Origin of the sequence: Luteococcus japonicus (genome assembly GCF_003752415.1) — a bacterium.
Classification (GTDB): domain Bacteria; phylum Actinomycetota; class Actinomycetes; order Propionibacteriales; family Propionibacteriaceae; genus Luteococcus; species Luteococcus japonicus.
Window position 1 is genome coordinate 1,873,588 of the sequence record NZ_RKHG01000001.1, and the last position, 25,900, is coordinate 1,899,487.

Annotated in this window: 17 protein-coding genes; 10 read left to right on the forward strand and 7 right to left on the reverse strand. The window is 67.7% G+C overall.

Annotated elements, in window-relative coordinates; all coding sequences use genetic code 11:
• Nucleotides 1-108 precede the first annotated feature (108 nt).
• The 7 genes from EDD41_RS09110 to EDD41_RS09140 all read left to right on the forward strand — a co-directional run bounded on the left by EDD41_RS09110 (nucleotide 109) and on the right by EDD41_RS09140 (nucleotide 11,978).
• Entirely contained in the window at nucleotides 109-1,692 is a 1,584-nt protein-coding gene (locus EDD41_RS09110; protein WP_245995594.1) for a sensor histidine kinase, read from the forward strand.
• The gene (locus tag EDD41_RS09115) at nucleotides 1,689-2,387 is read left to right on the forward strand and encodes a response regulator (RefSeq protein WP_123575665.1); all 699 of its coding nucleotides are present in this window, start codon (nucleotides 1,689-1,691) and stop codon (nucleotides 2,385-2,387) included. Before EDD41_RS09110 ends, EDD41_RS09115 begins: the two co-directional genes overlap by 4 nt.
• A 51-nt stretch (nucleotides 2,388-2,438) precedes the next feature.
• Nucleotides 2,439-2,786: a non-heme iron oxygenase ferredoxin subunit gene (locus EDD41_RS09120; RefSeq protein WP_094765616.1), complete on the forward strand. Its 348-nt coding sequence runs from the start codon at nucleotides 2,439-2,441 to the stop codon at nucleotides 2,784-2,786.
• Nucleotides 2,786-4,024, forward strand: coding sequence for an NAD(P)/FAD-dependent oxidoreductase (locus tag EDD41_RS09125; RefSeq protein ID WP_123575666.1), 1,239 nt, complete (start codon nucleotides 2,786-2,788; stop codon nucleotides 4,022-4,024). Before EDD41_RS09120 ends, EDD41_RS09125 begins: the two co-directional genes overlap by 1 nt.
• 158 nt (nucleotides 4,025-4,182) lie before the next feature.
• A complete protein-coding gene (gene pulA, locus EDD41_RS09130) occupies nucleotides 4,183-9,951 on the forward strand; it encodes a pullulanase-type alpha-1,6-glucosidase (protein ID WP_245995595.1) in 5,769 nt (1,922 codons plus the stop codon).
• Nucleotides 9,952-10,364: 413 nt separating this feature from the next.
• Entirely contained in the window at nucleotides 10,365-11,189 is an 825-nt protein-coding gene (locus tag EDD41_RS17180) for a C40 family peptidase (protein ID WP_123575668.1), read from the forward strand.
• Between the two features lie 126 nt (nucleotides 11,190-11,315).
• Nucleotides 11,316-11,978 (forward strand): cysteine hydrolase family protein, encoded by a 663-nt coding sequence (locus tag EDD41_RS09140; RefSeq protein ID WP_123575669.1) that lies wholly within the window; start codon nucleotides 11,316-11,318, stop codon nucleotides 11,976-11,978.
• Between the two features lie 3 nt (nucleotides 11,979-11,981).
• On the opposite strand, the gene EDD41_RS09145 is transcribed toward EDD41_RS09140, so the two are convergent.
• From EDD41_RS09145 to EDD41_RS09160, 3 genes are all read right to left on the reverse strand, one after another.
• On the reverse strand, nucleotides 11,982-12,977 hold the full coding sequence (locus EDD41_RS09145) for a LacI family DNA-binding transcriptional regulator (protein WP_123575670.1): 996 nt from the start codon (nucleotides 12,975-12,977) through the stop codon (nucleotides 11,982-11,984).
• 291 nt (nucleotides 12,978-13,268) lie between these two features.
• Nucleotides 13,269-14,315: an NAD(P)H-dependent glycerol-3-phosphate dehydrogenase gene (locus tag EDD41_RS09155; protein WP_123575672.1), complete on the reverse strand. Its 1,047-nt coding sequence runs from the start codon at nucleotides 14,313-14,315 to the stop codon at nucleotides 13,269-13,271.
• Nucleotide 14,316: 1 nt separating this feature from the next.
• Nucleotides 14,317-15,873 carry a xylulokinase gene (locus tag EDD41_RS09160; protein ID WP_123575673.1) on the reverse strand — a complete coding sequence of 519 codons (1,557 nt, stop codon included), beginning with the start codon at nucleotides 15,871-15,873 and terminating at the stop codon, nucleotides 14,317-14,319.
• A gap of 207 nt (nucleotides 15,874-16,080) precedes the next feature.
• Between EDD41_RS09160 and EDD41_RS09165 the strand changes: the two genes are divergently transcribed.
• On the forward strand, nucleotides 16,081-16,482 hold the full coding sequence (locus EDD41_RS09165) for an NUDIX hydrolase (RefSeq protein WP_123575674.1): 402 nt from the start codon (nucleotides 16,081-16,083) through the stop codon (nucleotides 16,480-16,482).
• A gap of 37 nt (nucleotides 16,483-16,519) precedes the next feature.
• Here EDD41_RS09165 and EDD41_RS09170 read toward each other — a convergent pair whose 3' ends face one another.
• From EDD41_RS09170 to EDD41_RS09185, 4 genes are all read right to left on the reverse strand, one after another.
• The gene (locus EDD41_RS09170; RefSeq protein WP_123575675.1) at nucleotides 16,520-18,364 is read right to left on the reverse strand and encodes an AMP-dependent synthetase/ligase; all 1,845 of its coding nucleotides are present in this window, start codon (nucleotides 18,362-18,364) and stop codon (nucleotides 16,520-16,522) included.
• 40 nt (nucleotides 18,365-18,404) lie between these two features.
• The gene (locus EDD41_RS09175; protein WP_123575676.1) at nucleotides 18,405-20,225 is read right to left on the reverse strand and encodes an AMP-dependent synthetase/ligase; all 1,821 of its coding nucleotides are present in this window, start codon (nucleotides 20,223-20,225) and stop codon (nucleotides 18,405-18,407) included.
• A 114-nt stretch (nucleotides 20,226-20,339) separates the two neighbouring features.
• Nucleotides 20,340-22,220 carry an AMP-dependent synthetase/ligase gene (locus tag EDD41_RS09180; RefSeq protein ID WP_123575677.1) on the reverse strand — a complete coding sequence of 627 codons (1,881 nt, stop codon included), beginning with the start codon at nucleotides 22,218-22,220 and terminating at the stop codon, nucleotides 20,340-20,342.
• Nucleotides 22,220-23,014, reverse strand: coding sequence for a deoxyribonuclease IV (locus EDD41_RS09185; protein ID WP_094765624.1), 795 nt, complete (start codon nucleotides 23,012-23,014; stop codon nucleotides 22,220-22,222). Before EDD41_RS09185 ends, EDD41_RS09180 begins: the two co-directional genes overlap by 1 nt.
• 76 nt (nucleotides 23,015-23,090) lie before the next feature.
• On the opposite strand from EDD41_RS09185, the gene EDD41_RS09190 reads away from it, so the two are divergent.
• The gene (locus tag EDD41_RS09190; protein ID WP_123575678.1) at nucleotides 23,091-23,570 is read left to right on the forward strand and encodes a hypothetical protein; all 480 of its coding nucleotides are present in this window, start codon (nucleotides 23,091-23,093) and stop codon (nucleotides 23,568-23,570) included.
• Between the two features lie 155 nt (nucleotides 23,571-23,725).
• Entirely contained in the window at nucleotides 23,726-25,819 is a 2,094-nt protein-coding gene (gene pta / locus EDD41_RS09195) for a phosphate acetyltransferase (RefSeq protein WP_123575679.1), read from the forward strand.
• Nucleotides 25,820-25,900: the final 81 nt, after the last annotated feature.

A 25,900-nucleotide genomic window follows, 5' to 3' on the forward strand; every position in this document is an offset into this window, starting at 1 on the left:
CTGGTGCCCCATCCCACCGGCCCGCGCTGCCCCCTGTCGCGGTTGTGTTCTTTGTGTTCCCGAACACGAAGGGCAACCGGCGACGGGCCGAAGCGCCACAATGTGTGGGTGGAGACCCGATCACTGGCCCGGCGCTACCTGTGGCTGATCGGCGCCCTGCTGCTGGTGGAGGTCGCCCTGATGGCGTCGATGCTGGCGCTCGACTCGCGCCGCTACCAGCACGACCGGGCGCGCGTGCGGTGCACCCACATCGCCCAGGCCGTCGCCCTGTCCCCGGTGACCCGGCAGGCCCTGGTGGACGGGGCTCCGTCGCCGGACCTGACCGCCTATGCCCGAGACCTGACGCACGCCAGTTCCATCGACTTCATCACGGTGATGGACTCCAGCCGCGTCCGCTACAGCCACCCGGACCCCGCCCAAGTGGGCAAGACCTTCATCGGTGACCTGGGCACCGCCACCCAGGCACAACCCTTCACCCAGCAGTACTCCGGAACACTGGGCCCGTCGATGCGCGCGGTGGTGCCGGTGATGGAGGGCGGGCGGATCATTGGCTACGTCGCGGCTGGCGTCACCATCGAGCGGATCCAGAACGCGCTGCCCACCCAGCTCGGCATCATCTCCGGGCTCTCCGGGGTGCTGCTGGTCACCGGTCTGGGTGGTGCGCTACTGGTGGCCCGTCAGCTACGACGCGAAACCCACGGCCTAGGGGCCACGGAGCTCGCCTCGATGTACGAGTACCACGACTCGATGCTGCACGCGGTCCGTGAGGGCCTGCTCCTGCTGGACCGCGACGGCACGGTGCAGTTGTGCAATGTGGAGGGGATGCGGCTTCTGGGTCTCGAGCAGGACCCGACGGGGCGTGGGATCGGCGCGCTGGGCCTGACCTCGACACTGGTCACACCCCTGCTCTCCGGCACGATGCCGCCGGACCAGGTGCTCCAGGTGGGCGAGCGGATCTTGGTTGTGAACCAGCAACCGGCATCCTTCAAGGGGCGGCGCACCGGTTCGGTGGTCACCTTCCGCGACCACACGGAGCTGCAGTCCATCACCGGGGAACTGGCGACGGTCCGTGGCCTGACCGAGACGCTCCGTGCCCAGAACCACGAGGCAGCCAACCGGTTGCACACGGTGGTGAGCCTGATCGAGATGGGCGACACCGACCAGGCGGCGGCCTTCGCGACGGAGGAGCTGGCGGACCGGCAGGCCGTGATGGGAAGGATCGCGGGCGGCCAGCGCGAACCCATCTTCGAGGCGCTGTTGCTCGGCAAGATGGCGCAGGCACGTGAAGCGGGCATCGAGCTGGTGATTGACCCGGACAGCCACCTGGCGAGCATGCCGATCTCCCCCAGCGAGGCCGTCACGGTCGTCGGCAATCTGCTGGACAACGCCTTCGAGGCTGTCCGCGGTTGCTCGACGCGCCGGGTCGAGGCCTTCGTCCAGTCGACCCCCACCAGTTTCGTCTTCGAACTCGAGGACTCCGGGCCGGGCGTGCCGGCCGAGCTCAGGGACACGATCTTCACCCGCGGCTGGACCAGCAAGGCCGACGACCAGGGCCACGGCCTGGGCCTGGCGCTGGTGGCGCAGGTGGTCCACCGGCACGGCGGGACCATCACCTGCGGCAGCTCGGAGCTGGGCGGCGCCCTGTTCAGCGTGGATATCGACGCCGAGGACGCGGCGGAGGCCGTGGCATGAGCGGCATCCGCGTCGTCGTGGTGGAGGACGAGCCGATCGCGGCCCAGGCCCACGCGTCCTACCTGGAGCGGCTCGATGGCTTCGAGGTCTCCGGGAGCGCGCCGTCGTGCGCCGAGGCGCTGCGGGTCATCGCGCGCGAGAAGCCTGACCTTGTGCTGCTGGACATGCGCCTTCCCGACGGGCACGGGCTGGAGCTGCTGCACCGGATGCGCGCCGGCGGGCAGCTCTGCGACGTGATTGCCGTCACCAGTGTGCGCGACGTGGAGGTGGTGCGGCACGCCATGGCCATGGGCATCACCCACTACCTGATCAAGCCCTTCACCTTCGACGCCTTCCGCACCAAGCTGGAGAACTACCGCGCCTACCGCAGCCACTTGCACCAGACAGGCCGCACGGTGCCCGACGCGGTGGCCCAGTCCGACGTCGACCACCTCTTCGACCTGCGCTCGTCGGCCAATGGCGCCCCGGCGACGCCGAAGGGGATCTCGCCCGAAACTCTCCAGGCCGTCACCCAGCTGCTGGCCTGCGCCGAGGCGGGACTGTCAGCTGCGGAGGTGGCGCAGTCCGTGGGCACGTCGCGGGTGACGGCCCGTCGCTACCTGGAGCACCTGGCCCAGACGGGCTTCGCGGAACGACGTGAGCGCTACGGCCATGCCGGGCGCCCCGAGGTGGAGTACCTGCGCCACGGCTCTTGAAGACGGATCGTCGGCGCGCTTGGCTGGGTGGACACACAGAAGGAGACGGACATGTCAGACGCCATCAGGGTGGCCAGTGAGGGACAGATCGCCGAGGACGAGGCGATCGTCGTCGACGCCGCGACCGCGGGAACCGATGACGACATCGCCGTCTTCTTCTCCGAGGGCCGTTACTGGGCGCTGACCAATCTGTGCACCCACGGGCAGGCCTCCTTGGCGGATGGCTGGGTGGAGGCCGGAGAGGTGGAGTGTCCACTGCACGGGGCTCGCTTCTCCCTGAGCACGGGCGCGGCGCTGTGCCTGCCGGCCAGCGTGCCCGTCGCAACGCACCGCGTCGAGGTCCGCGACGGGGGGATCTGGCTGTGCCCTGAGGTCCCCGTCGAGGGTGCGGCGCTGTGATGCACGTCGCCATCGTCGGCGGGGGGCTGGCCGGCTTCAGCTGTGCACAGGAGCTGCGACGCGGGGATCCTCAGGCCCGGATCACGATCGTCGACCCGCAGGGTGCACCCTATGATCGGCCGCCCTTGAGCAAGGAGTACCTGACCGGCGAGATGCCGCGTGACAAGGTCTTCTTCCACGACGAGCAGTGGTTCGCGGAGCAGCGGATCGCTCTGGTCACCGACGCCGTGACGCGGCTGGACCTTGCGGGCATGACCGTCGAGCTGGACGGCGGTGGGTCCTTGACGGCGGACCGAGTGGTGCTGGCCACCGGTGGCCGGGCGCGCCACCTGCCCATTCGCGGGGGCGACCTGGCAGGGTTGCTCAGCCTGCGGACCCTGGACGATGCGGACCGGCTGCGCGCCGCTCTGGTCCCCGGGCGACGGCTGGCGATCGTCGGTGCCGGCCTGGTCGGGGCCGAGGTGGCCTCCACCGCGGTGGCCTCCGGCGTCGAGGTGACCCTGGTGGATCCCGTCGAGACTCCCTTGCTGGCCGCCGCCGGGGCCCTGGTGGCCGGGCGGCTGCACGCCATGCACGCCGTACACGGGGTGCGGGTGATCCGGGCGGCGATTGAGCGGATCGAGGCACTGCCGCCCACCTCCCCGCGCCTCGACCCCCGTTCCCCGAGCCTGTCGAGGGGCTACCGACTGCAACTCTCCGACCGTTCCACCCTCGAGGCCGACGACGTGCTGCTGGCCGTCGGACTCGTCCCCGATGACGGTCTCGCACGCGAGGCCGGCCTGGAGTGCGAGGACGGCATCCTCGTGGACCGGGCGCAGCGGACCAGCCACCCTCACGTGCTGGCCGTGGGTGATGTCACCCGACGCCGCGCCGAGGGGACGTCGGGCATTCGGCACGAGCACTGGGAGGCAGCGATGCGCTCCGGTCAAACGGCGGCGGCCGCCCTGTTGGGCACGGATCTCCCGAACCACGGTGCCAGCTGGTGGTGGAGTGACCGTTACGGAGTGCACGCGGAGGGGCTGGGTGACCTGGGCACAGGAAGCAGTGTCGTGCGAGAGCTCGGTGACGGCGCCGTGGTGGACTTCCGCCTGGCGGATGAGGGCCGCCTGCTGGGTGCGGCCGCCATCGATGCGCCGCGGGTGGTGCGTGCCGCCCGCCGTCTGATGGATGCCGGGATTCCCGTGACGGCTGAGGACCTGGCGGATCCTTCGGTGGACCTGCGCAAGCTCGGCCGCTGAGGGGAAATCCCCGGAAGATGTTTGTGACTGGGAAAAAAGATCACCCCGGGCTCCCCTTCAAAACTGTCGGAGCCACTGGTTAGCGTGTTGACCCGTCGGGCATCGGTGCTCGACGGGTCGCGGCGTTCCCCCTGCCGCGTACGGACACAGGAGACACCGTGGTCAACACATTCCGGCGTCGGGCGAGCGCAATGGTCGCGTCCGCCCTGGCGCTCACCTTCGGTCTGGGGACGCAACCTCCCCGGGCATTTGCCGCAGAGCGGACGGCCACCCTGGTCGGCAGCCTGCAGGACGAGCTGGGTTGCTCGTCGGACTGGCAACTGGACTGCGAGAAGACGCAGCTGACCAAGCAGCCCAACAGCAGCATCCACAGCACCACGGTCACCATCCCGGCGGGAAGCTGGGAGTACAAGGTGGCCATCGACAAGTCCTGGGACGAGGCCTACGGCGAGGGCGACGGCAATGCCAAGCTCGTGCTGGAGGCCCCGGCCGAGGTGGAACTCAGCTACGACGACGAGACACACCAGATCGGGCTACGCCCCACGAAGTTGGCCGGAGCGGTGGGCGACGAGGACAAGAAGCTGGCCACCGATTCCTTGCGCGAGGCGGTCACCAAGGAACGCTTCTACTTCCTGATGGCCGACCGCTTCGCCAACGGCAGCACCGCCAATGACACCGGCGGGATCCCCGGGGACCGGATGAAGAATGGCTTCGACCCGTCCGACAAGGGCTTCTACCACGGTGGCGACCTCAAGGGCGTGATCAACAAGCTGGACTACATCAAGGGCATGGGCACCACGGCCATCTGGCTGACCCCGTCCTTCAAGAACCGCCCCGTGCAGGGCACCGGCGAGAACGCATCGGCCGGCTACCACGGTTACTGGATCACCGACTTCACCCAGATCGACCCGCACCTGGGCACGAACGATGACATGAAGCAGCTCATCAACCAGGCGCACGCCAAGGGGATGAAGGTCTACTTCGACATCATCACCAACCACACTGCGGACGTCATCGACAATGCGCAGAAGTCCTATTCCTATGTGAGCAAGGACAAGGCGCCGTACAGGGACGCCTCCGGCAAGGTCTTCGACGACGCCGAGTACGCGGGCAAGGCGGACTTCCCGGCCCTCGACGCGGCCACCAGCTTCCCGCTGACGCCCGTGGTCGCCGAGGCAGACAAGGACGTGAAGGTCCCGGCCTGGCTGAACGACCCGACGATGTACCACAACCGTGGGGACTCCACCTATGCCGGCGAGTCCAGCACCTACGGTGACTTCTCCGGCCTGGACGACCTGTTCACCGAACGTCCCGAGGTCATCCAGGGGATGACCGACATCTACAAGACCTGGGCTGCCTTCGGGATCGACGGCTTCCGGATCGACACCGTCAAGCACGTCAACACGCCCTTCTGGAGCCAGTTCAGCCCCGCGGTGACGAAGGCCGCGACGGATGCCGGCACGAAGGACTTCTTCATGTTCGGCGAGGTCTACGACTCGGACCCGAAGGTGCAGAGCACCTACACCACGGCCGGCAAGCTGTCCGCGACGCTGGACTTCGGCTTCCAGGGTGCGGCCGTCAATGCCGTGCAGGGAAAGGCGACCGCGGGCCTTCGTGACTTCTTCGCCAGCGACGACTGGTACACCGACACCGACTCGAATGCCTACCAACTGCCCACCTTCCTGGGCAACCACGACATGGGGCGCATCGGCATGATGCTGTCCAAGGCGGGCTACTCCGGCGACGAGCTGCTCAAGCGCACGCAGCTGGCCAACTCGCTGATGTTCCTGGTGCGTGGCAACCCGATCACCTACTACGGCGACGAGCAGGGCTTCATCGGCGCCGGCGGCGACAAGGATTCCCGCCAGGACATGTTCGGCACCAGGACCGCGCAGTACCAGGCCGAGCAGCTGGTGGGCGGCGGCACCATGGGCACCGGGGAGCACTACTCCACCACCAGCCCGATGTACCGCCAGATCTCCCAGCTCTCGAAGCTGCGGCAGGACCACCCGGCACTGGCCGACGGTGCGCAGATCCACCGCTTCGCCTCCTCCGGCGCGGGAATCTATGCCTTCAGCCGGATCGACCGGACCACGGGCACCGAGTACGTGGTGGGTGTGAACAACTCGGACAAGCAGGCCACCGCCAGCTTCCAGACCTACCTCCCGAATGGGAAGTTCGTACCGCTGCACGGCAGCTCCACCACGCTTGCCTCGGGCAAGGACAGCAGGGTCAGCGTCAGCCTCCCGGCCCTGTCCGTGGGCGTGTGGAAGGCCAAGAGCCCGCTGCGGGAGCGGGCCAATGCCCCGGCCGTGCAGTTCAAGGCCCCGACGGCGGGCGCCGTCATCGGCAATGGCCGCACGGAGATCAGCGCGTCGGTCCCGGAGAACACCTTCGCCCAGGTGAGCTTCGCCTGGCGTCCGGTGGGCACCTCGGAGTTCAAGCCCTTGGGCACCGATGACAATGCCCCCTACCGGGTCTTCGCCGACACCTCCTCACTGCCCCAGGGTTCCCTGGTGGAGTACCGGGCCATCGTGAAGGACTCCTCCGGCAATGTGAATGCCACCAGCACCTACGCCCAGGTGGGCACGCCGAAGCCGGCATCCACCGGTGACACCGGCAATGTCGGTCCGGTCACCCAGCCCGATGCCGTCTCCGTGCCCGGCTCGCACAACAGCGAGATGGGCTGCACCGCAGACTGGTCCCCGGAGTGCGACAAGGCCCAGCTCACCCTGGATGCCAAGGACCAGGTCTGGAAGGGCACCTTCCAGGTCCCGGCCGCCGAATACGCCTACAAGGCCGCCATCCACAAGTCCTGGGATGAGAACTACGGCGCGGGCGGGGCTGCGGGTGGCTCGAACGTCACCTACAACTCACCCGGCACCGTGACCTTCTACTACGACCACGCCCGCCACTACGTCACCAGTGATGCGCAGGGCCCGATCATCACCGCCCCCGGTTCCTTCCAGTCCAAGCTGGGTTGTTCAGCCGACTGGTCCCCGGACTGCATGCAGCCGTGGCTGGTCGATGCGGACGGTGACGGGGTCTACACCTGGAGTTCGGCGGCCATCCCCGCCGGCAACTACGAGTTCAAGATCGCCGAGGGACTGTCCTGGGACACGAGCTATGGCGACGGTGGAACCGCGGGTGGCAACAACATGACGATGGCCGTCCCCGCCGACGGCACCGTGATGACGATCAGCTACGACGCGGCCACCCACAAGACCACGGTGACCGCTTCCAAGGCCGGTGCGGCTCCTGATCTGAAGGCCGCCAAGGCCATCTGGCTGGACCGCGACACCATCGCCTGGCCCGCGAGCTCCCTGCCCAAGGGTGCCGACCCGGCCAGTCTGGACTGGCGCCTGCACTGGTCGAAGGCAGGCAATCTGCGGGTTGATGCGGAGACCCTCGTCGCCGACGACGCCCAGCAGGCGGACCTGACCTGGAACCCGGCGGGGATCAGCGCCGACGTGCTGGCGAAACACCCGGAGTTGAAGGGCTACCTGGCGCTTGACCTGGACAAGGCCACCGCCAAGAAGGTGCCCCAGATCCTCACCGGTCAGGTAGCCGTCGCCATGTACGACGACCTGGGCGCCCTGTTGGATGCCACCGGCGTGCAGATCCCCAAGGTTCTCGACGACCTCTATGGGAAGGCCGCTTCCGGCAAGAAGCTGGGCGCCTCCTTCTCCAGCACCGGGATCACCTTCCGCGTCTGGGCCCCCACCGCGCAGCAGGTGAACCTGCTGACCTGGCCGGCCGGATCGCCGGACCAGGACGCGTCCAAGGCCACCCGAGTGCCGATGAAGAAGGACGCCACGGGCACCTGGCAGGCCATCACCGGCAAGAAGTTCGAGAATGTTCGCTACCTGTACGAGGTGAAGGTCTTCGTACCTGCCGAGCAGAAGGTGGTGACCAGCCAGGTCACCGACCCGTACTCGGTGGCACTGACCCTGAACTCCACTCGTTCCGTCGCGGTCAACCTGGACAGCCCGCAGTGGAAGCCACAGCAGTGGGCGAAGACAGCCTCGCCGAAGCTCGCGCAGAACGTCGACTCGACCATCTACGAGCTGCACGTGCGGGACTTCTCCATCCAGGACAAGACTGTGCCAGCGGCTGACCGCGGTTCCTACAAGGCCTTCGCCAGCAATGGCGACGGGACGAAGCACCTTCGGCAGCTGGCCACGGCCGGCCTGAACACGGTGCACCTGCTGCCCACCTTCGACATCGCGACGATCGAGGAGGACGAGGCGAAGCAGAAGACACCGCCGTGTGACCTGGCCTCCTATGCACCCGATTCGAAGGAGCAGCAGGCCTGTATCCAGAAGATCGCCGACGCCGACGGCTACAACTGGGGCTACGACCCGCTGCACTATCTGGCCCCGGAGGGCAGCTACGCCTCCACCACGTCGGCGGCCGACGGCGGCAACCGCGTCGCCGAGTTCCGCACCATGGTGGGTGCCCTGCATGCCAACGGCCTGCGCGTCGTGCTGGACCAGGTGTACAACCACACCCCGGCATCGGGGCAGGACGCCAAGTCCGTGCTGGACAAGGTGGTGCCCGGCTACTACCAGCGGCTGGATGCCAAGGGGGCCGTGTACACCTCCACGTGCTGCCAGAACACCGCGACCGAGCACACCATGATGGGCAAGCTGATGGTGGACTCCACGGTGCTGTGGGCCAAGGCCTACAAGGTGGATGGCTTCCGCTATGACCTGATGGGCCACCATTCGGTGGAGAACATGAAGGCGGTTCGTGCGGCGCTGGACAAGCTGACGCTGGCCAAGGACGGGGTCGACGGCAAGTCCATCTACCTCTACGGCGAGGGGTGGAACTTCGGTGAGGTGGAGAAGAACGCCCTGTTCACCCAGGCCAGCCAGGGGCAGCTCAACGGAACCGGTATCGGCACCTTCAGTGATCGGCTGCGGGACGCCGTGCGTGGCGGCGGACCCTTCGACGAGGATCCCCGCAAGCAGGGCTTCGGCTCCGGCGAGGCGTCGGACCCGAACGGTGCCCCGATCAATTCAGACGCGGCGAAGAGCCTGGACCACGACATGGACCTGGTGCAGCTCGGGCTGGCCGGCAATCTGGAGGACTACTCCTTCCGCACCATGTCCGGGGCCGTGAAGACCGGCGCCCAGGTGGACTACAACGGTGCACCGGCCGGGTACGCCAGCGAGCCCGGTGAGGTGATCAGCTACGTCGACGCCCACGACAACGAGACCCTGTGGGACTCGCTGACGATGAAGCTGCCGAGCAGCACGTCGATGGATGACCGGGTGCGGATGAACACCCTCAGCCTGGCCACGACGGCGCTGGCGCAGACGCCGTCCTTCTGGCATGCCGGGGCGGACCTGCTGCGCAGCAAGTCACTGGACCGCAACTCGTACAACTCGGGCGACTGGTTCAACACGCTCGACTGGACGGGCTCGGACAACGGCTTCGGCAAGGGGCTGCCGCCCGAGGCGGACAATGCCGCCAAGTACGGCTTCATGCAGCCGCTGCTGGCCGACGCGAAGAACAAGCCCAGCCAGGAGCAGGTGCAGCAGGCCTCCTCCCAGGCCACCGATCTGTTGGCGCTGCGCTTCTCCAGCAAGCTCTTCCGGCTCGGTTCGGCGGAGCAGATCAAGGCCAAGGTCAGCTACCCGGTCTCCGGCACGACGGCGATGCGCCAGGGCGTCCTGGTGCAGCGGATCGATGACACCGTCGGAACCGACGCCGATCCGGCCCTGAAGGGGTTGGTGGTGGTCTACAACACCACGCCGCACACCCAACGCCAGCCCGTTGCCGGGGTGAAGGGCGCCAGCTTCCAGCTGAGCCCCGTGCAGGCCAAGGGTTCGGACGACGTGGTGAAGAAGTCCAGCTTCGACGCGGCCAGCGGCACCTTCACGGTTCCGCCCCGCACCGTGGCGGTCTTCGTGCAGAAGTAGCCCCAGGGAGGCCTCGGGCATCCGGACCACGGGTGCCTGAGGTTCCCGAACCACGGCTCCCGAGCCTGTCGAGGGGATGAGGGGGCGCTCCACCGGAGCGCCCCCTCCTTCATGCCCTCAGCCTCTCCAATACTGAGTTTCCCTCAATGACCAACCGTCTGAGACATGTGTCCAGCAGATCTTCAGGATGAGTGTCCGTACTCAGCGCGAGGCGGAATTTCGCTTGTGGTGAAGGATTTGTGCGCCGCGGGCTGACGCATGCGCGGGTCACCGATGCCCATCGGGCCCTGATCGAGTTTTATTAACGTTTCTCAGGAACGTATCTTCGAAGACCGTCGCCCCACGCGACAGCACGTACCGCAATCCCCAACGGCCAGGACCCCTCCCGGGATCCGGGCAGCAAAGGACAATCCATGTCGAAGCTCCGCACCACCCTCAGCACCAGCCTCGCCACGCTGGCGATTGGCTCCGTCTCGCTGGTGGGCAGCCCGACCGCGCACGCCCAGGCTCCCATACAGAACCCCGAGCCCGCCCCAGCCAGCAGCCAGACCACGTCTCGCACGCTGTCCGCGTCGAGCTCCAACAGCTCCAGCTCCAAGACTTCCGGACTGACCTTCGGCGCGCGCAGCGAGGCCGTGCGCAGCCTTCAGGCCAAGCTGACCCGCGCCGGTCACTACGTTCCGCAGACCGGCTACTTCGGCACGATGACCCAGCAGGCCCTGCGCGACTTCCAGGCCTCCGAGGGCATCACCGTCACCGGCCGCGCCACCGCCCGCACCCTGAGCGCCCTCGGCGGCGTCTCCGGCTCGTCGAGCACCTCGACCAGCACCGAGCGCACCGCCCGCAGCGCCGTGACCTCGTCGGTCAGCAACACCCGCCAGGCCGCCAGCTCGGCCGGTGCCCAGGCCGCCGTCGACTTCGCCTACGGCGCCATCGGCACCCCCTACGTCTACGGCGGCACCAGCGCTGCCGGCTACGACTGCTCCGGCCTGACCCAGGCCGCCTGGCAGGCTGCCGGCGTCAGCATCCCGCGCACCAGCTACGCGCAGTGGAGCGGCCTGCAGAGTGTCTCGACCTCCAATCTGCAGCCCGGCGACATCGTCGTCTTCTACGGCGGCAGCCACGTCGGCCTGTACGTGGGCGACGGCCAGGTCATCCACTCCTCGCGCCCCGGCCAGCCGGTGTCGAAGGTCTCGATGAGTACCATGCCGGTCTCCGGCGCCGTGCGCCCGGCCTGATCCACACCCGCAGCACCTGCGCGTCCCAAGCGGCGGCCCACCACGAGTGGGCCGCCGCTTTCTGCTGTCACCGCAGGTTCTTCTGGCTAGGGTTGATCCATCACCGGCCATCCTCAGGAGCACACCATGAGCCTGTTTCCCGGACGCAGCGGGGACGCGCTGCTCGTCGTCGACGTCCAGAACGACGTCATGTCCGGCCTGTGGCAGCCGCAGCGCATCATCTCCACCATTGATGACCTGGTGGGCCGGGCGCGCATCGCCGGGACTCCAGTCGTGTGGGTGCGCCACCAGAGCGCGGGGTTGGAGACCGGCAGCGAGGGCTGGCAGATCGTCCCGGAGCTGACCCCGGAGGCCGGCGAGACGATCATCGAGAAGCGCTACGGCGACTCCTTCGCCGAGACCGAGCTCGACGACATCCTTGCGGCCGCCGGTGCAGGCCACATCTGGCTGACCGGTGCCCAGAGTGACCTCTGCGTGCGTGGAACGCTGTTCGGAGGGCTCTACCGGGGCTATGACGTGACTCTGGTGGAAGATGCCCACACCACCGAGGACGCGTCGGCCGACTCGCTGCACTTCACGGGCGAACAACTCATCGCCCTGGTCAACAAGCTGGCCTGGACCACCCGCATGCCGGGCGTCACCTCACACCTGTCCAAGGCCACCGACGTCGTCTTCGCCCCGGCCGACCGGATGGACGACGAGGACAAGATCGAGGCACTCGAGCTGGAGGAGCAGGCCGAGGAGGATGCCGAGGACGTCGCCATGGGTTTGGGCGATCCGCAGGCGTGACGCCTAACCCCTCCCGACGGTGCTCTCCCGCAGGACGAGTCGCCATGGGACGTGGGCCTCAATGGCCCCTTCCGACAGGGTGCCGTTGATACGCCCCAGAAGTAGTCGCAGGCTCTCATGCGTGAGGGCATCGAGGTCCGGCTGGATCGTGGTCAGCGGCGGGTCCGCAAAGGCCGCCTCGGCGATGTCGTCGGAACCGGCCACGGCCACGTCCTCCGGCACCCGGATTCCACGGGCGCGACAGGCACTCAGGGCCCCGATGGCCATCAGGTCGTTGAAGCAGAAGACGGCATCCGGTGGTTCCGGCAGGGCCAGCAGGCCCTCCATTGCCTCGCGGCCGGCGGCGCGCGTGTAGGCGGGGACCCCGACGACGAGGTCCGTGTCCACGGCAATTCCGGCTTCGGCCAAGGCGTCCCGGTGACCCTGGGCACGAACACTGGCTGTGCCGTCGAAGGCTTCATAGCCGATCACGGCGATGCGCCGTCGCCCGAGATCCAGCAGGTGCTGCACCATGGCACGCGAGGCGGCGACGGAGTCAATGGCGACGTGGTCGTAGCCGGAGGGAACCGCCCGCTCCCCGAGCAGGACCATCGGTGTCGTGTCCCGCCGGGAGCCGAAGTCGGCAGCCTTCACGGACAGTGGGGAGAAGACCACCCCGTCGACCATGTGGCTCTGCACCCCGGACATCACCTGCTTCTCCTGTTCGAGGGCACCGCGCGTGACGTCCATCAGGGCGATGAAGCCGTGCTCGGCGGCCGCCTCGGTGAACTTCTGGGCGAGTTCCCCGAAGTAGGGGGAGTCGATCTGGGGAATGGCCAGCGTCAGGAATCCGCTACGCCCGTACTTCAGTTGCCGGGCGCTGAGGTTGGGGCGGTAGCCGAGTTCGTCGATCGCGCTCTGCACTCGCGCCCGGGTGGACGGCCGCACGTGCGGGAAGTCGTTGACCACATTGGACGCAGTGCGCACGGAGACCCCTGCTCGCTCCGCGACATCCCTCAGCCGGCAAGGTGAGACTCAACCGGGGAGGAAATCGCCAGATGAACTACGCCCTTCACATGATCGCCGTGACCCAAGCGCGGGTGCCGACCAGACCTGGGGATACTCCTCGGCCCGGGACGCCGCCGACTTCGAGAAGCGGGTCCGAGAGATCATGGAAGCGGTCAGGGCCTCCCCGATCCTGGGTGGCTACTGAGGTCGGCAGCCCGCCCTGCATCTGACGTAGCTTGATCTTGGAGTACCCAGCTTGGGATACAACCCAAGCTGGGTACCGACAGACCAAGCCATGTGCGCTCAGGGCCGAGCAGGCAGCACAGCGGGAATGAGATGTTCCTGCGGGTCCTCAACGTCCCCGGCCACCAGCTGGGCGACAGCCTTCAGCAGGCGCATCTCCTCCACCAGTTCGGGCGCAGACTGCTCCACGAGCTGCACGGCCAGTCCCACGGCGGGAACGCCTTCGACGGTCTGCTCCAGGCGCGTCATCTCGTCCAACGCCTCCTGCGCCTGCTCCCCGCGCCCGAGCCGCACGCCATAGACCTTGTTGCGGCCGCTCAATCCGGTCACCTCGAGGTCCCCGACACCGGGAAGCCCGAAAGCTGTCTCCGGACGCGCACCCAGCGCCTGCCCAAGGAGCGACATCTCACGCACAGCCCGGGCGAAGGTCGCAGCCTTGAGGTTGTGGTGCGGCACCCCGGTCTTCTCCTCCAATCCATCTGCCACGCCCAGCGCGATGGCGTAGACATTCTTCATCGGGGCACAGATCTCCACGCCCACCTCGTCGTCGCTCGCCTCGATGGCGTACCGGTCCGTGCGCGCCTCGCGGGCGTACTTCTGCGCGACCTCCAGTTCCTTGCATCCGAAGATGGTGGCGGTGGGTTCCCGCCCCGCACACTCGTTGGCCTTCACCGGCCCGGCGATGGCGACGATCGGCGGCAACTCAACGCCCTTGGCTGCGGCAATGGCCCGCATGGCGTCGGGCAGCAGCTGGATGCGGCCATCCTCATCGGGGCAGAAGCCCTTGCTGGTCAACCACATTGCGTCGGCCTTCGCGATGCCGTCGAGGGCCAGTTCCAGAACCCCGGGAACCCCGACGGAGGCGATGGCCATCACAACGACGTCGGCGCCCTCGAGAGCCTCGTCGAGTTGGGCGGAACGGTAGAGCTTGACCCCTTCGGCCAGCGGAACCTTGGTGCGCGGGTGCGGCTGTCCGGCCTCGACGGCATCGAGCAGGTGGTCGTCGAGCCACGTGCCCCACAGCCGCACCTCCCACCCAGCATCCACAACGGGGGTGCACAGGGCAGAGCCCATGGCTCCGGCTCCCAGAATGGTGATCACGCTCATGTCATGCCTCCTCGACGGTCATTTCCGCCTTGTTCGGGTACTTGGTGGCGAACTGGTGGATCTCTTCCACGACGGGATGCAGCGCCTCATAGAGCTTCCCCTGGATGACGGCCACCTCCTGGTAGCGGGCGTGCAGCTTCTCGTCGGGTTCCGTGGTGTCGCCGAACTTGGCCATCTGCTTGGCCGCGGTGCGGATGGAGGTGTCACCGAAGACGCCAGTATGTGCCATGGCAGCGGTCGCCGCACCCAGTGCTGCGATCTCCTCCTCGGCGCATGCGGTGATGGGAATACCGATGGTATCGGTCATGATCTGGCGCCAAAGCGGGCTGCGGGTGCCACCGCCCATGGCGCGGATCGTCCGGATCGGGACGCCGGTGGCCTCGGTCATCCAGGACAGGTTGCGCGCCATCTCGATGCCGATCGCCTCCAAGATGGAGCGGTACATGGCGGCACGGTCGTGCGAGCCCCGCCACCCCACCTGGGCGCCGCGTGCGATCGGGTCCCACCATGGGCTCTGCACGGCCTGCCAGTACGGAAGGGTGAACAGGCCACCACAGCCTGCGCTGACCTGGGCGGCCGCGGCCTCCAGCTCCGGGTCCGGACGGCCTCCCAGCGCGGGGTTGCCGAGGGCCTGTCGGAACCACGTCGCAAGATAGGAGCCGGAACTCTGCAGGATCTCAAGCACGTAGGTGTCGGGAACACCGCCAGCCAGAGTGCGGTAGGCCTTGCCGAACTGGTAGGTCTCACTGAGCACGCCCGAGTTCACGGCGGTGCCCAGGTTCAGGTAGGCGATGTCTGGTTCGACGGCGGCCGCTCCCAGCCCAGCGGCCTGTCCGTCTCCCATGCCGCCGACGACGGCGATGTTCTGCAGCAGGCCCCAGCCCTCGCGGACCTCGGGAATCACCTGACCGATGTACTCGCCGGGCTTGACCAGGTCCGCCATCTGCGAGCGCTGTACGCCGGCCAGTTCCAGCAGCCCGGCGTCATAGTCCTGCTTGGCAATGTCGAACAGGCCCAGCGAATCCGCACAGGCCACGGAACTGGTCCACAGCCCCGTCAGATTCCAGACCAGGTAGCCGTGCACATCGGTCAACTTGTGTGCGGTGCGCAGGGCGTCGGGTTCCCGCTCCTTGAGCCAGATCAGCTTGTAGAGGGCCGGCGTGATGTCGGCGGGCTTGCCGGACAGCTCATGAATGGCGTCGGTGCCGTACTTCAGGATCTGGTCCGAGGCCCGCCCGTCGAGCCAGAGGATGCCGCGACGCAGTGGGCGGCCCTGCTCGTCGAAGGGGGCAAAGCTCTCGCGCTGGTGGGTCATCGCCATTGCGACGATGCGCCCACGCTGCGCCGGGGTGAGCTTAAAGACCGCCTCGTGGATCGCTTCATTGGTGGACTTCCACCAGTCCAATGGATCGTGCTCGAACCAGGCACTCTCGGGCGAGTGCAGCGTGATCTCACGCTTGCCCTGACTGAGGACCTTGCCCGTCTGGTCGACGACGATCGCCTTGGTGGCCGTGGTCGACGAGTCGAGCGAGATGACGAGGGGATCTGTGGTGCTCATGGGTTTCTCCAGGATCGACGGTGAACCGGAGCGGCATGCAGAGGCCGCATGATCCCAGCAGACCACAAATTCACATTGCAATCTATGTTTTCCCCAAAATCTGCGTGAATTTTATCCTTGCTCGTGCGTCACCACACGCCCCTCGGACCAGACGGTGCAGCTCCGGGTGGGGCCCGCGATCCGCACCACATCGGATAGCGTCGGTCCGTGCCAGATTCCCAGCCCGTGATCCGGGTCAGCGCCGTCGTCCTACGCGACGAGCGCGGCCACTTCCTGACCGTCCGCAAGCGCGGCACCAGCATGTTCATGTTCCCGGGAGGCAAGCCCGAGCACGGCGAGAGTCCTGCCCAGACGGCCATCAGGGAGCTCGACGAGGAACTGGGCGTCACGCTCGAAGAGGACCGGTTGGAACTGATCGGCACCTTCAGCGCACCGGCGGCCAACGAGCCCGACCACGTGGTCGAGTCCGTGGTCTTCAGTCACCCGTCGGTGCCCATCGACGGCGTCGCCGCAGAACTCGAGGAATTGCGCTGGCTCAACCCTGTGCGGCCCTTCCCGCAGGACCAGGCCAAGCTCTCGACCAAGGTCTTGGAGCACCTGGGCTACTGACACCCGCCGAGCGTCGACAAGCTCGGCCGACGGTGAGCTACTTGTCGGCGGATCCCCCGCGACGACGCTCGGCGATCTTGGTGTACATGTCGTCGATCACCTCACCGAAGCGCTTCTCCACCTCGCGGCGCTTGACTTTCAGGGTGGGCGTGAGCAGGCCGTTCTCCAAGGTGAAGTCCTCCAGCAGCAGCCGCAGCTCGCGCACCTGCTCGTGGTGGGGCAGCGCCTCGGTCAGGGTCGCCACCCGCTGACGCACCTCGTCGACCAGCTCGGAGTTCTCCAGCAGCTCGGCGGGGCTGGTGTGGCTGATGCCCCGCTTCTCGGCGACCTCCGCGAGATGCGGCAGCGAAGGCTTCACCAGCAGGGTCAGGCAGGGACGGTTGTCGCCCAGCACCACTGCATGTTCGAAGAGCGGGTCGGCCAGCAGCATCGCCTCGATCGGCTGCGGCGCGATGTTCTTGCCATTGGCCGTGACGATGATGTCCTTCAGACGATCGGTGATGACAAGGTAACCGTCGAGGTCCAGGTAGCCGGCGTCGCCGGTGTGCAGCCAGCCGTTCTCGTCAATCGCGGCGGCCGTCGCCTCAGGATCCTTCCAGTAGCCCGTCATGAGGTTGGGGCCGCGGTAGAGGATCTCGCCACCCTCACCGATGGCGAGCTCGCCGCCGGGAGTCACGGGCCCGCAGGTGCCGAACTTGAAGGCACGCGGCGGGTTGTAGGCCATCAGCGGCGCCGCCTCCGTCATGCCGTAGCCCTGGATCATCAGCAGCCCGACGGCGGAGAAGAACTCCTCCACCTCTCGGCGCAGCGGTGCCCCGCCGCAGCCCAGGTAGGACTTGTTGCCGCCCATCGCCTCGCGGATGCTGGACAGCACCAGCTTGTCCGCCAGCGGCAGCTGCGCCCGCCAGTACAGCGCCGGTGTCCTGCCCTTGCGGTAGGCGCGCTGGCACTGGCCACCCACCCGCAGTGCCCAGTCCAGGATGCGCTCGCGCGTCGGGTCCCCGGCCACCTTCTCGCGCGCGGTCGAGATCACCTTCTCGTACAGCTTCGGGACGCTCATCATCATGGTGGGGCGCACCTCCACCAACATCTCCGCGACCGTCTTGGGATTGGGCACATAGCTGGTCGCGCAACCGTGGGCCAGTACGAAGAAGGTCCAGCCCCGCTCGAAGGCGTGCGAGAGCGGCAGGAAACACAGGCTGTGGTCGTCAGGGGCGGGGTGGAAACCGTCGGTGATGCCGACGGTCTGAGCGGTGAAGGCCTTGTGCTGCAGCATCACGCCCTTGGGGGCGCCGGTCGTGCCGGAGGTGTACACCAGTGTGAGCAGGTCGTCGGGGCTCGCCGCAGCCAGGCGCTGCTCCACCTGCGCGTCGAGGGCGTCGCGGTCGGCGCTTGCTGTGGCGGTGTCGACGAAGTCTTCCAAGCCGAGCAGACCCTCGGCAGCGGAGAAGCCGACCACCGTGTCCAGCAGGTCCTCGTCGGCGGCCGCCTCGCGGGCACGCGCCGCGAGCTTCTGGTTCTCGACGAAGATGATGCGGCTTCCCGAGTCCCGAAGGATGTGGCGCACCTGGTCTGTGGTGGAGCTGGGATAGATCGGCACGGAGACGGCACCGATGGTGCAACAGGCCAGGTCGATGCAGGTCCACTGCGGCCAGTTGTTGCCCAGGATGGCGACGCGGTCACCGCGGGCCACACCAGCCGCGACGAGTGCCGCGGCCACCCGCCGTACCTGACGGTCGAGCTCCGCGAAGCTCTGCTCCTGCCAGACCCCGTCCACCTTCACCCGCGTGGCGACGCGCCGTCCACCACGCTCCACGGTGGCGCGGAACTGGCGCGCGAGGTGGTCGGTGGCCTGCAGCTGGTAGCTCGGGCGGGGTGCCATGGTGCTGGACTCCTGGGTGGTCGTGAGGGAAATCTGGCGGTCACTGACCGTGACCGCTGCCCCTTCGTCGCTCCGCGATCTTGGCGTACATGTCGTCGATCACCTCACCGAAGCGCTTCTCCACCTCGCGTCGCTTCACCTTCAGGGTGGGCGTCAGCAGCCCGTTGTCCATCGTGAAGTCCTCGAAGAGCACGCGCAGGTCTCGGATCTGCTCGTGGCTGGGCAGCTTCTCCGTCAGGACGGCGACGCGCTGGCGCACCTCCTCGGCCACTTCCGAGTTCTCGAGCAGCTCGGTGGGGCTGGTGTAGCTGATGCCCCGCTTCTCGGCGATCTCGGCCAGGTGCGGCAGCGACGGCTTCACCAGCAGGGTGAGGCAGGGACGGTTGTCGCCCAGCAGTACCGCATGCTCGAACAGCGGATCGGCCAGCAGCAGGCCCTCGATGGGCTGTGGCGCGATGTTCTTGCCGTTCAGCGTGACGATGATGTCCTTGAGGCGGTCGTTGATCACCAGGTAGCCGTCATTGTCGACGTAGCCGCCGTCGCCAGTGTGCAGCCAGCCGTCCTCGTCGATGGCCGCCGCGGTGGCCTCCGGATTGTTCCAGTAGCCCTTCATGACAGTGGGGCCACGGAAGAGGATCTCGCTCTCGGCGCCGATCTTGAGCTCGCCGCCCTCCATCACCGGCCCGCAGGTGCCGAACTTGAAGTTGTCGGGGCGGTTGAAGCTGATCAGCGGCGACGCCTCGGTCATGCCGAAGCCCTCGATCACCAGCAGGCCGGCGGCGGAGAAGAACTCGGCCACCTCAACGCGGAAGGGGGCACCGCCACAGGCCATGAACTTCTTGTTGCCACCCATCGCCTCGCGGATGCTCGACAGCACCAGTTTGTCCGCCAGCGGCAGCTGGGCACGCCAGTACAGGTTCGGCTCCTTGCCCTTGCGGTAGGCGCGCTGGCACTGGCCGCCCACCCGCATGGCCCACTCGAAGATCTTCTTGCGGGAGGGGTCGTTGGCCACCTTGGCGTGCGCGGTGGCATAGACCGTCTCGAAGAGCTTCGGGACGCTGGCCAGCATCGTCGGCTTGGCAAGCACCAGCAGGTCGGCCACCTGCTTCGCGTCGGGAACATAGGTGTTCATGCAGCCGCGGCTGATGGTGAACATGCTGAAGCCGCGCTCCAGCGCGTGGGAGAGCGGCAGGAAGCACAGGCTGTGGTCCTCCGGGGTGACCGGCAGGTACAGGCTGAGCGCGTGGTTCTGCGCGATGAGGTTGCGGTGCCGCAGCATCACGCCCTTGGGCGCTCCGGTGGTGCCGGAGGTGTAGATGATCGCGCACAGGTCGTCGGGGCCGACGACCTCGGCCATCCTGCGCTCCACCTCGGCCTCCAGCTCCTGCCTGCGCGCCGGGCCATCGCCGGTCGCGTCGAAGGCGGACAGCGTGCTGGTGCCGTCGAGCTGGCTCTCGTCGAAGCTGACCACCTGCAGCACGCTCGGCATTTCGTCGAGGACGTCGAGGCAGCGGGACGCCTCGGACTCGCCGCTGGCGAAGATCAGCCGCGCGCCGGAGTCATTGATGATGTGCTTGATCTGCTCCGGGGTCGAGGTGGCATAGATCGGGGTGGGGATGGCGCCGATGGTCATACAGGCGAAATCGACCTGGGTCCACTCGGGGCAGTTGTGCGCGAAGATCGAGACCCGGTCACCGGGCTCGACGCCGGAAGCGACGAGGGCGCGCGCGGTGCGCCGGATCTTCTGGTCCAGTTCGGCGTAGGTCTGCACCACCCATTGCTCGCCCTGCCTGATCCGCGACGCGGGACGCGAGCCGTGCTCGGCCACCACCGAACGGAACATGTGCGCGAGGTGCTCCATGCCAGACCTTTCAAAAAGCGACAGAACCTACGCCTCCGTAGGCAGCGCAATTCTTGCACCCGGCGGCAACAAAGACCATGGCGGGGGGCGCCACGGTCAGTACCGAAACAGGGATCAGCCGCGGCGTCTCCCGTGCAAGTCCTTGTACAGCTGGTCAATCTGGCCGGCGAAGGCCCTCTCGATGGTGCGGCGACGAAGCTTCATCGTCGCGGTCACCATGCCATTGGCCATGGTGATCCGGTCATGGGCAACGACGACACCGCGCACCTGCTCGTGGTGCGCCAAGCCGCTGGTGAGGTCCGCGGCACGTCGGGTCAGGGCCTCTCGCACCGCGGGGTCGACGGCCAGGGCGGTGGGATCGTCGGACAGGCCCAGTTCCGTGGCCAGTGTCGTCCAGCCGTCACGGCTGGGCTGCAAGACGGCCACCAGACAGGGGCGGGCGTCGCCGACGACGATCGCCTGCTCGAAGACGGGGTCTGCCATCAGAGCCGCCTCCACCGCCTGGGGCGCCACATTCTTGCCATTGGCGGTGACGATGATGTCCTTGAGCCGGTCGGTGATGCTGACAAAACCGTCGGGGTCGACGTGGCCGACGTCTCCGGTGTGCAGCCATCCGTCGCGGATCGCTTCGGCCGTGGCCTCCGGGTTCTTCCAGTAGCCCTTCATCACCGAGCCACCGCGGACCAGGATCTCCCCGCCGTCGGCGATGCGGATCTGACTTCCCTTGATCACGAAGCCGACCGTGCCCAGCTTGTAGTGGTCATTGCGGTAGATGGTCATCATCGGGCCGGACTCGGTCAGCCCGTATCCCTGACCCAGCAGGATTCCCGCGGCCGAGAAGAACTCCTCCACCTCGCGACGCAGGGGCGCACCGCCGCTGACCATCAGCGTCTTGTTGCCGCCGACGGCGTGCCGGATCTTGGACAGCACCAGCTTGTCGGCCAGCGGCAGCTGCGCCCGCCAGTAGGCGGCCGGTTCCTTGCCCTTGCGGTGGGCGCGCTGACACTGCCCGCCGACCCGCAGCGCCCAGTCCATGACGCCCCGCGCCACTGGCGAGGAGGCCTGTTCCTTGGCACCGGTCATCACCTTCTCGAAGAGCATCGGGACACTGACCAGCAGCGTCGGGCGCGCCTTGGGCAGCAGCTCGCCGATCTTCTTCGGGTTGGGGCTGTAGGTGTTCATGCAGCCGCAGTGGAAAAGGTGGAAGGTCCACAGCCGCTCCAGCGAGTGCGCCAAGGGCAGGAAGCAGACGGAGTGGTCCGTGGGCTGGAAGTCCCAGCATGCGTCGATGGCCACCATCTGGTTGCCGAAGCCGCCATGGGCGAGCATCACGCCCTTGCTGACGCCGGTGGTGCCCGACGTGTAGACGATGGTGGCGACGTCCTCCGAGCGGCCCGCCTCGATCCGTCGGGCCACCTCGTCGGCCTGGTCCCGGTTGTCCTCCTCGAGCATCCGCCACAGGCCGTCGAAGGTGACGACCTCGACAGGCTCCGCCACCGAGCCACCATCCCGGTTCCCCTGGCTTGTCGAGGGGGTCATCGCCTCGGCGACGATCTCGGCCTCCCGCTGCCCGGCGACGACCACCATCCGCGAACCGGAGTCGACCAGGATGTGGCGCACCTGTTCGGCGGTGGAGGCGGCGAAGACGGGCACTACGACGGCACCGGCGCTCAGGGCGCCGAGGTCTGCGATGGACCATTCGGGGTGGTTGTTGGCGAAGATGGCGATCCGGTCACCGGGCTGGATGCCGCGGGCGACGAGGGCTCGGGCGAAGGCGAGGATCTGGCGGTGGAAGCCGGCGTAGCTGGTGGTGGTCCACTGCCCGTCCGGCCCCTCGACGCGGGTTGCGGGACGGTCCGCGAAGCGCTCGGCGGAGTCGGCGATCATCCGCGCCAGGTGGAAGGTGGACTCGTCGATCACTGCCGCCGGGGAGGTGCGGCGGATCGGGGCGAGGTTGTTGGAGGTGAAGACGATCGTCTTCTGGACGGCGGCCATCAGGCGAGCTGCTCCTTGAGGTAGTCGAGTTCCAGGGAATGGACCTGCGCATCACCTGGGGTCTCCAGCACCACCGACGCCCCGGCCAGCCGCACCACCTCGACGAGTCCTTCGGGGTCCACCTGCCCCTGCCCGAGGTTGGCGTGCCGGTCGGCGCCGGAGTCGAAGGCGTCGCGGGAGTCGTTGCAGTGCACCAGGTCGATCCGGCCGGTGATGCCCTTGATGCGTTCGACGAGCCCGACGAGTTCCTCGCCGCCGGCGTGGGCGTGGCAGGTGTCCAGGCAGAAGCCGACCTTGTCGGCGTCGGAGGCCGACGCGATGGTGCTCCACAGCTGGTCGATCCGCTCCAGGTGGCGGGCCATGGCATTGGCACCACCGGCGGTGTTCTCGATCAGGATGGGGCAGGCCATGTCCAGCCCGTCGACGGCCTTGCGCCAGTTGTCGAAGCCGACCGCCGCGTCATCGTCCTTGCCGACGTGACCACCGTGCACGATGACGCCCTTGGCGCCGATCTCGGCTGCCGCGGTGACCTGCTGCTGCAAGGACTTGCGCGACGGGATGCGGATCCGGTTGTTGGTGCTGGCCAGGTTGATGACATAGGGCGCGTGCACCCACAGCTCGATGCCCGCGGCCTCGGCGTCGGCCTTCAGCTTCTCGGTGCCGCCGGCGTAGTCGACCCGCGGCCCCTTCCACCCCTGCGGGTCCCCCAGGAAGAACTGGACGGCGGTTGCGCCCATGGCGCTCGCCTCGGCGATGGGGTCGGTCTGGTCAACGTGGGCACCCAAGCAGATCATGGCCCCGACTCTAACCCGCCCCACCGACACGCGCGTCTTGCTGCCGTCACGGCCAGAGTTCGGCAGACTGGGGCACATGAGCCAGCAGCAGGACCCGTCCGCCCCGTCGCAGACCACCGACAGCACCGGGCAGATCGCCGACACCACGGGACTTCTCGCCATGTCCCGTCGCGCCGGGCGCCAGTACTCCTTGTACTTCGTCCTGCTGGGAGCTGCCGCGCTGGTGCTGGGCTTCCTGCTGGCCGTGATGAGCTGGGAGGTCGCCATCCCCGTTGGTCTGCTGATCATCGCCGCCTGCATCGCCGCGCTGGGCAAGTTCGTCAGCTCCAACCAGCGCGTCGTCGGTGAGTTCAACCACTTCGCCCGTCCCTTCTGGGGCGTCTACCTCGTCGCGCTGCTGGTGGCCATCGGTGGCGTCCTGCTGTGGAAGGACCACACCTGGATGGGCTGGGTCGGCGGCGGCCTGGGCCTGCTCGACGGCCTGGTGGCGGGCCACTTCGTCGACCGCGCCTCCAAGGCGTCCACCGCGCCGGCCGCAAGCTCCGCGCTCCACTGAGGCACCGGCCTTGACAAGCTCGGCCACCCGATCCAGCGGGCCTCGGCAAGCTCGGCCACCGGATCCAGCGGGCCTCGGCAAGCTCGGCCACCGCAATGGGCCGACGCCCCCGGGCGAGGTTCCCCGCCTGAAGCGCTGGGGGTAGTCTCGGGAACGTGACCACAGCCGTATACATCGCATCCTCCGAGGGTGGTGTCGGCAAGAGCACGATCGCTCTCGGCCTTGTCGAAGCCCTCGCCCGTAACGTCAAGTCGGTCGGAGTCTTCCGGCCGCTGGTGAAGTCCTCCGAGGACGACATCGTGACCCGCACCCTGATCGCCCAGGAGGCGGTCCCCCAGTCCTACGACGACGCCATCGGCATCAGCTACGCCGAGCTGGCGGCAGACCCCGACGAGGCGATGACGACGATCGTCAACCGCTACGAGTCGCTGCGCAAGAAGTACGACGCGCTGGTCATCGTCGGCTCCGACTACGCCGACGTCTCCGCGCCGATCGAGATGAACTTCAACTCCCGCGTGGCCGCCAACCTCAACGCCCCCGTCCTGCTGGCCGTGCGCGGCAAGAACCGCAGCGTCGACGAGGTCCGTCGCTCCGCCGAGGTCGGCCTGGGCGAGTTCGAGGCCGGCCACAACACCATCTTCGGCGTGATCGCCACCCGCATCGCCCCCGAATTGGCCGACGAGGCCCGCATTGCGCTGGCAGGGATCCGCTCGGACCTGGTCACCGGCGTGCTGCCGGAGACCGACCTGCTGGCCGCCCCCACCGTCGAGATGCAGTTCAACGCCCTCAAGGGCGAGCTGTGGATGGGCAGCGAGCGGGAGATGAACAAGGAGTCACTGGGCGTCCTGGTGGCCGGCATGACGCTGCCCAACTTCCTGAACCGGATGCAGGAGGACCGCACCGTCCTGATCCCCGCCGACCGGATGGACCTGCTGCCGGGTGTCATCATGGCGCACCGCTCGCCGTCCTTCCCGAACCTGGCCGGCCTGGTGCTGACCGGCGGCTACGAGATCCCCGCCAGCATGCGCACCCTGATGAAGAGCGTCGACGCGCGCCTGCCCATCTGGACCGTGCAGGAGACCACCTACGAGACCGCGCAGGCCTTCTCGCGCCTCGAAGGCCGCCGCACCAGCTCGCCCCGCAAGATGGAGATCAGCCGCAAGCTGTTCGCGGACAACATCAACAGCGCGCAGCTGCTCGACTCGCTGGGCCGCCACGTCCCGAACCTGCGCACGCCGCTGATGTTCGAGAACCAGATCATGTCGCAGGCCCGTAGCGACGTGCGCACCATCGTGCTGCCGGAGTCCCAGGACGACCGCATCCTCGAGTCCGCGGCCACCATCCTGGAGCGTGCGGTGGCCAACATCGTGCTGCTGGGTGACTCGCTGGAGATCAACCAGCGGGCCCGCAAGCTCAAGATCGACCTGTCCAAGGCCAAGATCGTCGACCCGAAGGACGACGAACTGCTCAACAGGTTCGCCACGGAGTACGCCAAGCTGCGCGCGAAGAAGGGTGTCACCTTCGAGCAGGCCAAGGACAAGATGGCCGACCCGTCCTACTTCGGCACGATGATGGTGCACTTCGGCATGGCCGACGGCATGGTCTCCGGCGCGGTCAACACCACCGCCAACACCATCCGCCCGAGCCTGGAGTTCATCAAGACCAAGCCCGGCATCAAGGTGGTCTCCAGCTCCTTCCTGATGTGCATGCCGGACCGCGTCCTGGTCTTCGGCGACTGCGCCGTGAACCCGAATCCGAACGCCGAGCAGCTGGCCGACATCGCCATCAGCTCCGCGGAGACGGCGAAGGGATTCGGCATCGAGCCGAAGATCGCCATGCTGTCCTACTCCACCGGCGAGTCCGGCTCCGGCCCCGACGTGGACAAGGTGCGCGAGGCCACCCGGCTGGTCAAGGAGGCCCGCCCGGACCTCGTCGTCGAGGGTCCGATCCAGTTCGACGCCGCCATCGACGCGACCGTCGGTCAGAAGAAGATGCCCGGCTCGCCCGTCGCGGGGCAGGCCACGGTCTTCATCTTCCCGGACCTCAACACCGGCAACAACACCTACAAGGCCGTCCAGCGCACCTCCGGTGCCGTTGCCGTCGGCCCCACCCTGCAGGGTCTGAACTGCCCGGTGAACGACCTGTCGCGTGGCGCCCTCGTCGACGACATCGTCTCCACCGTCGCCATGACGGCCATCCAGGCGCAGGCGCGCCCCGCCGGCGCCGGGTCGCCGATGCGCGAGGCCTGAGCCACCGCCCAGGCTGGTTGAGCTTGTCGATGCCCCTCGATGGGTGACGGGACCACGGTCCCCGAGCCCGTCGAGGGGATT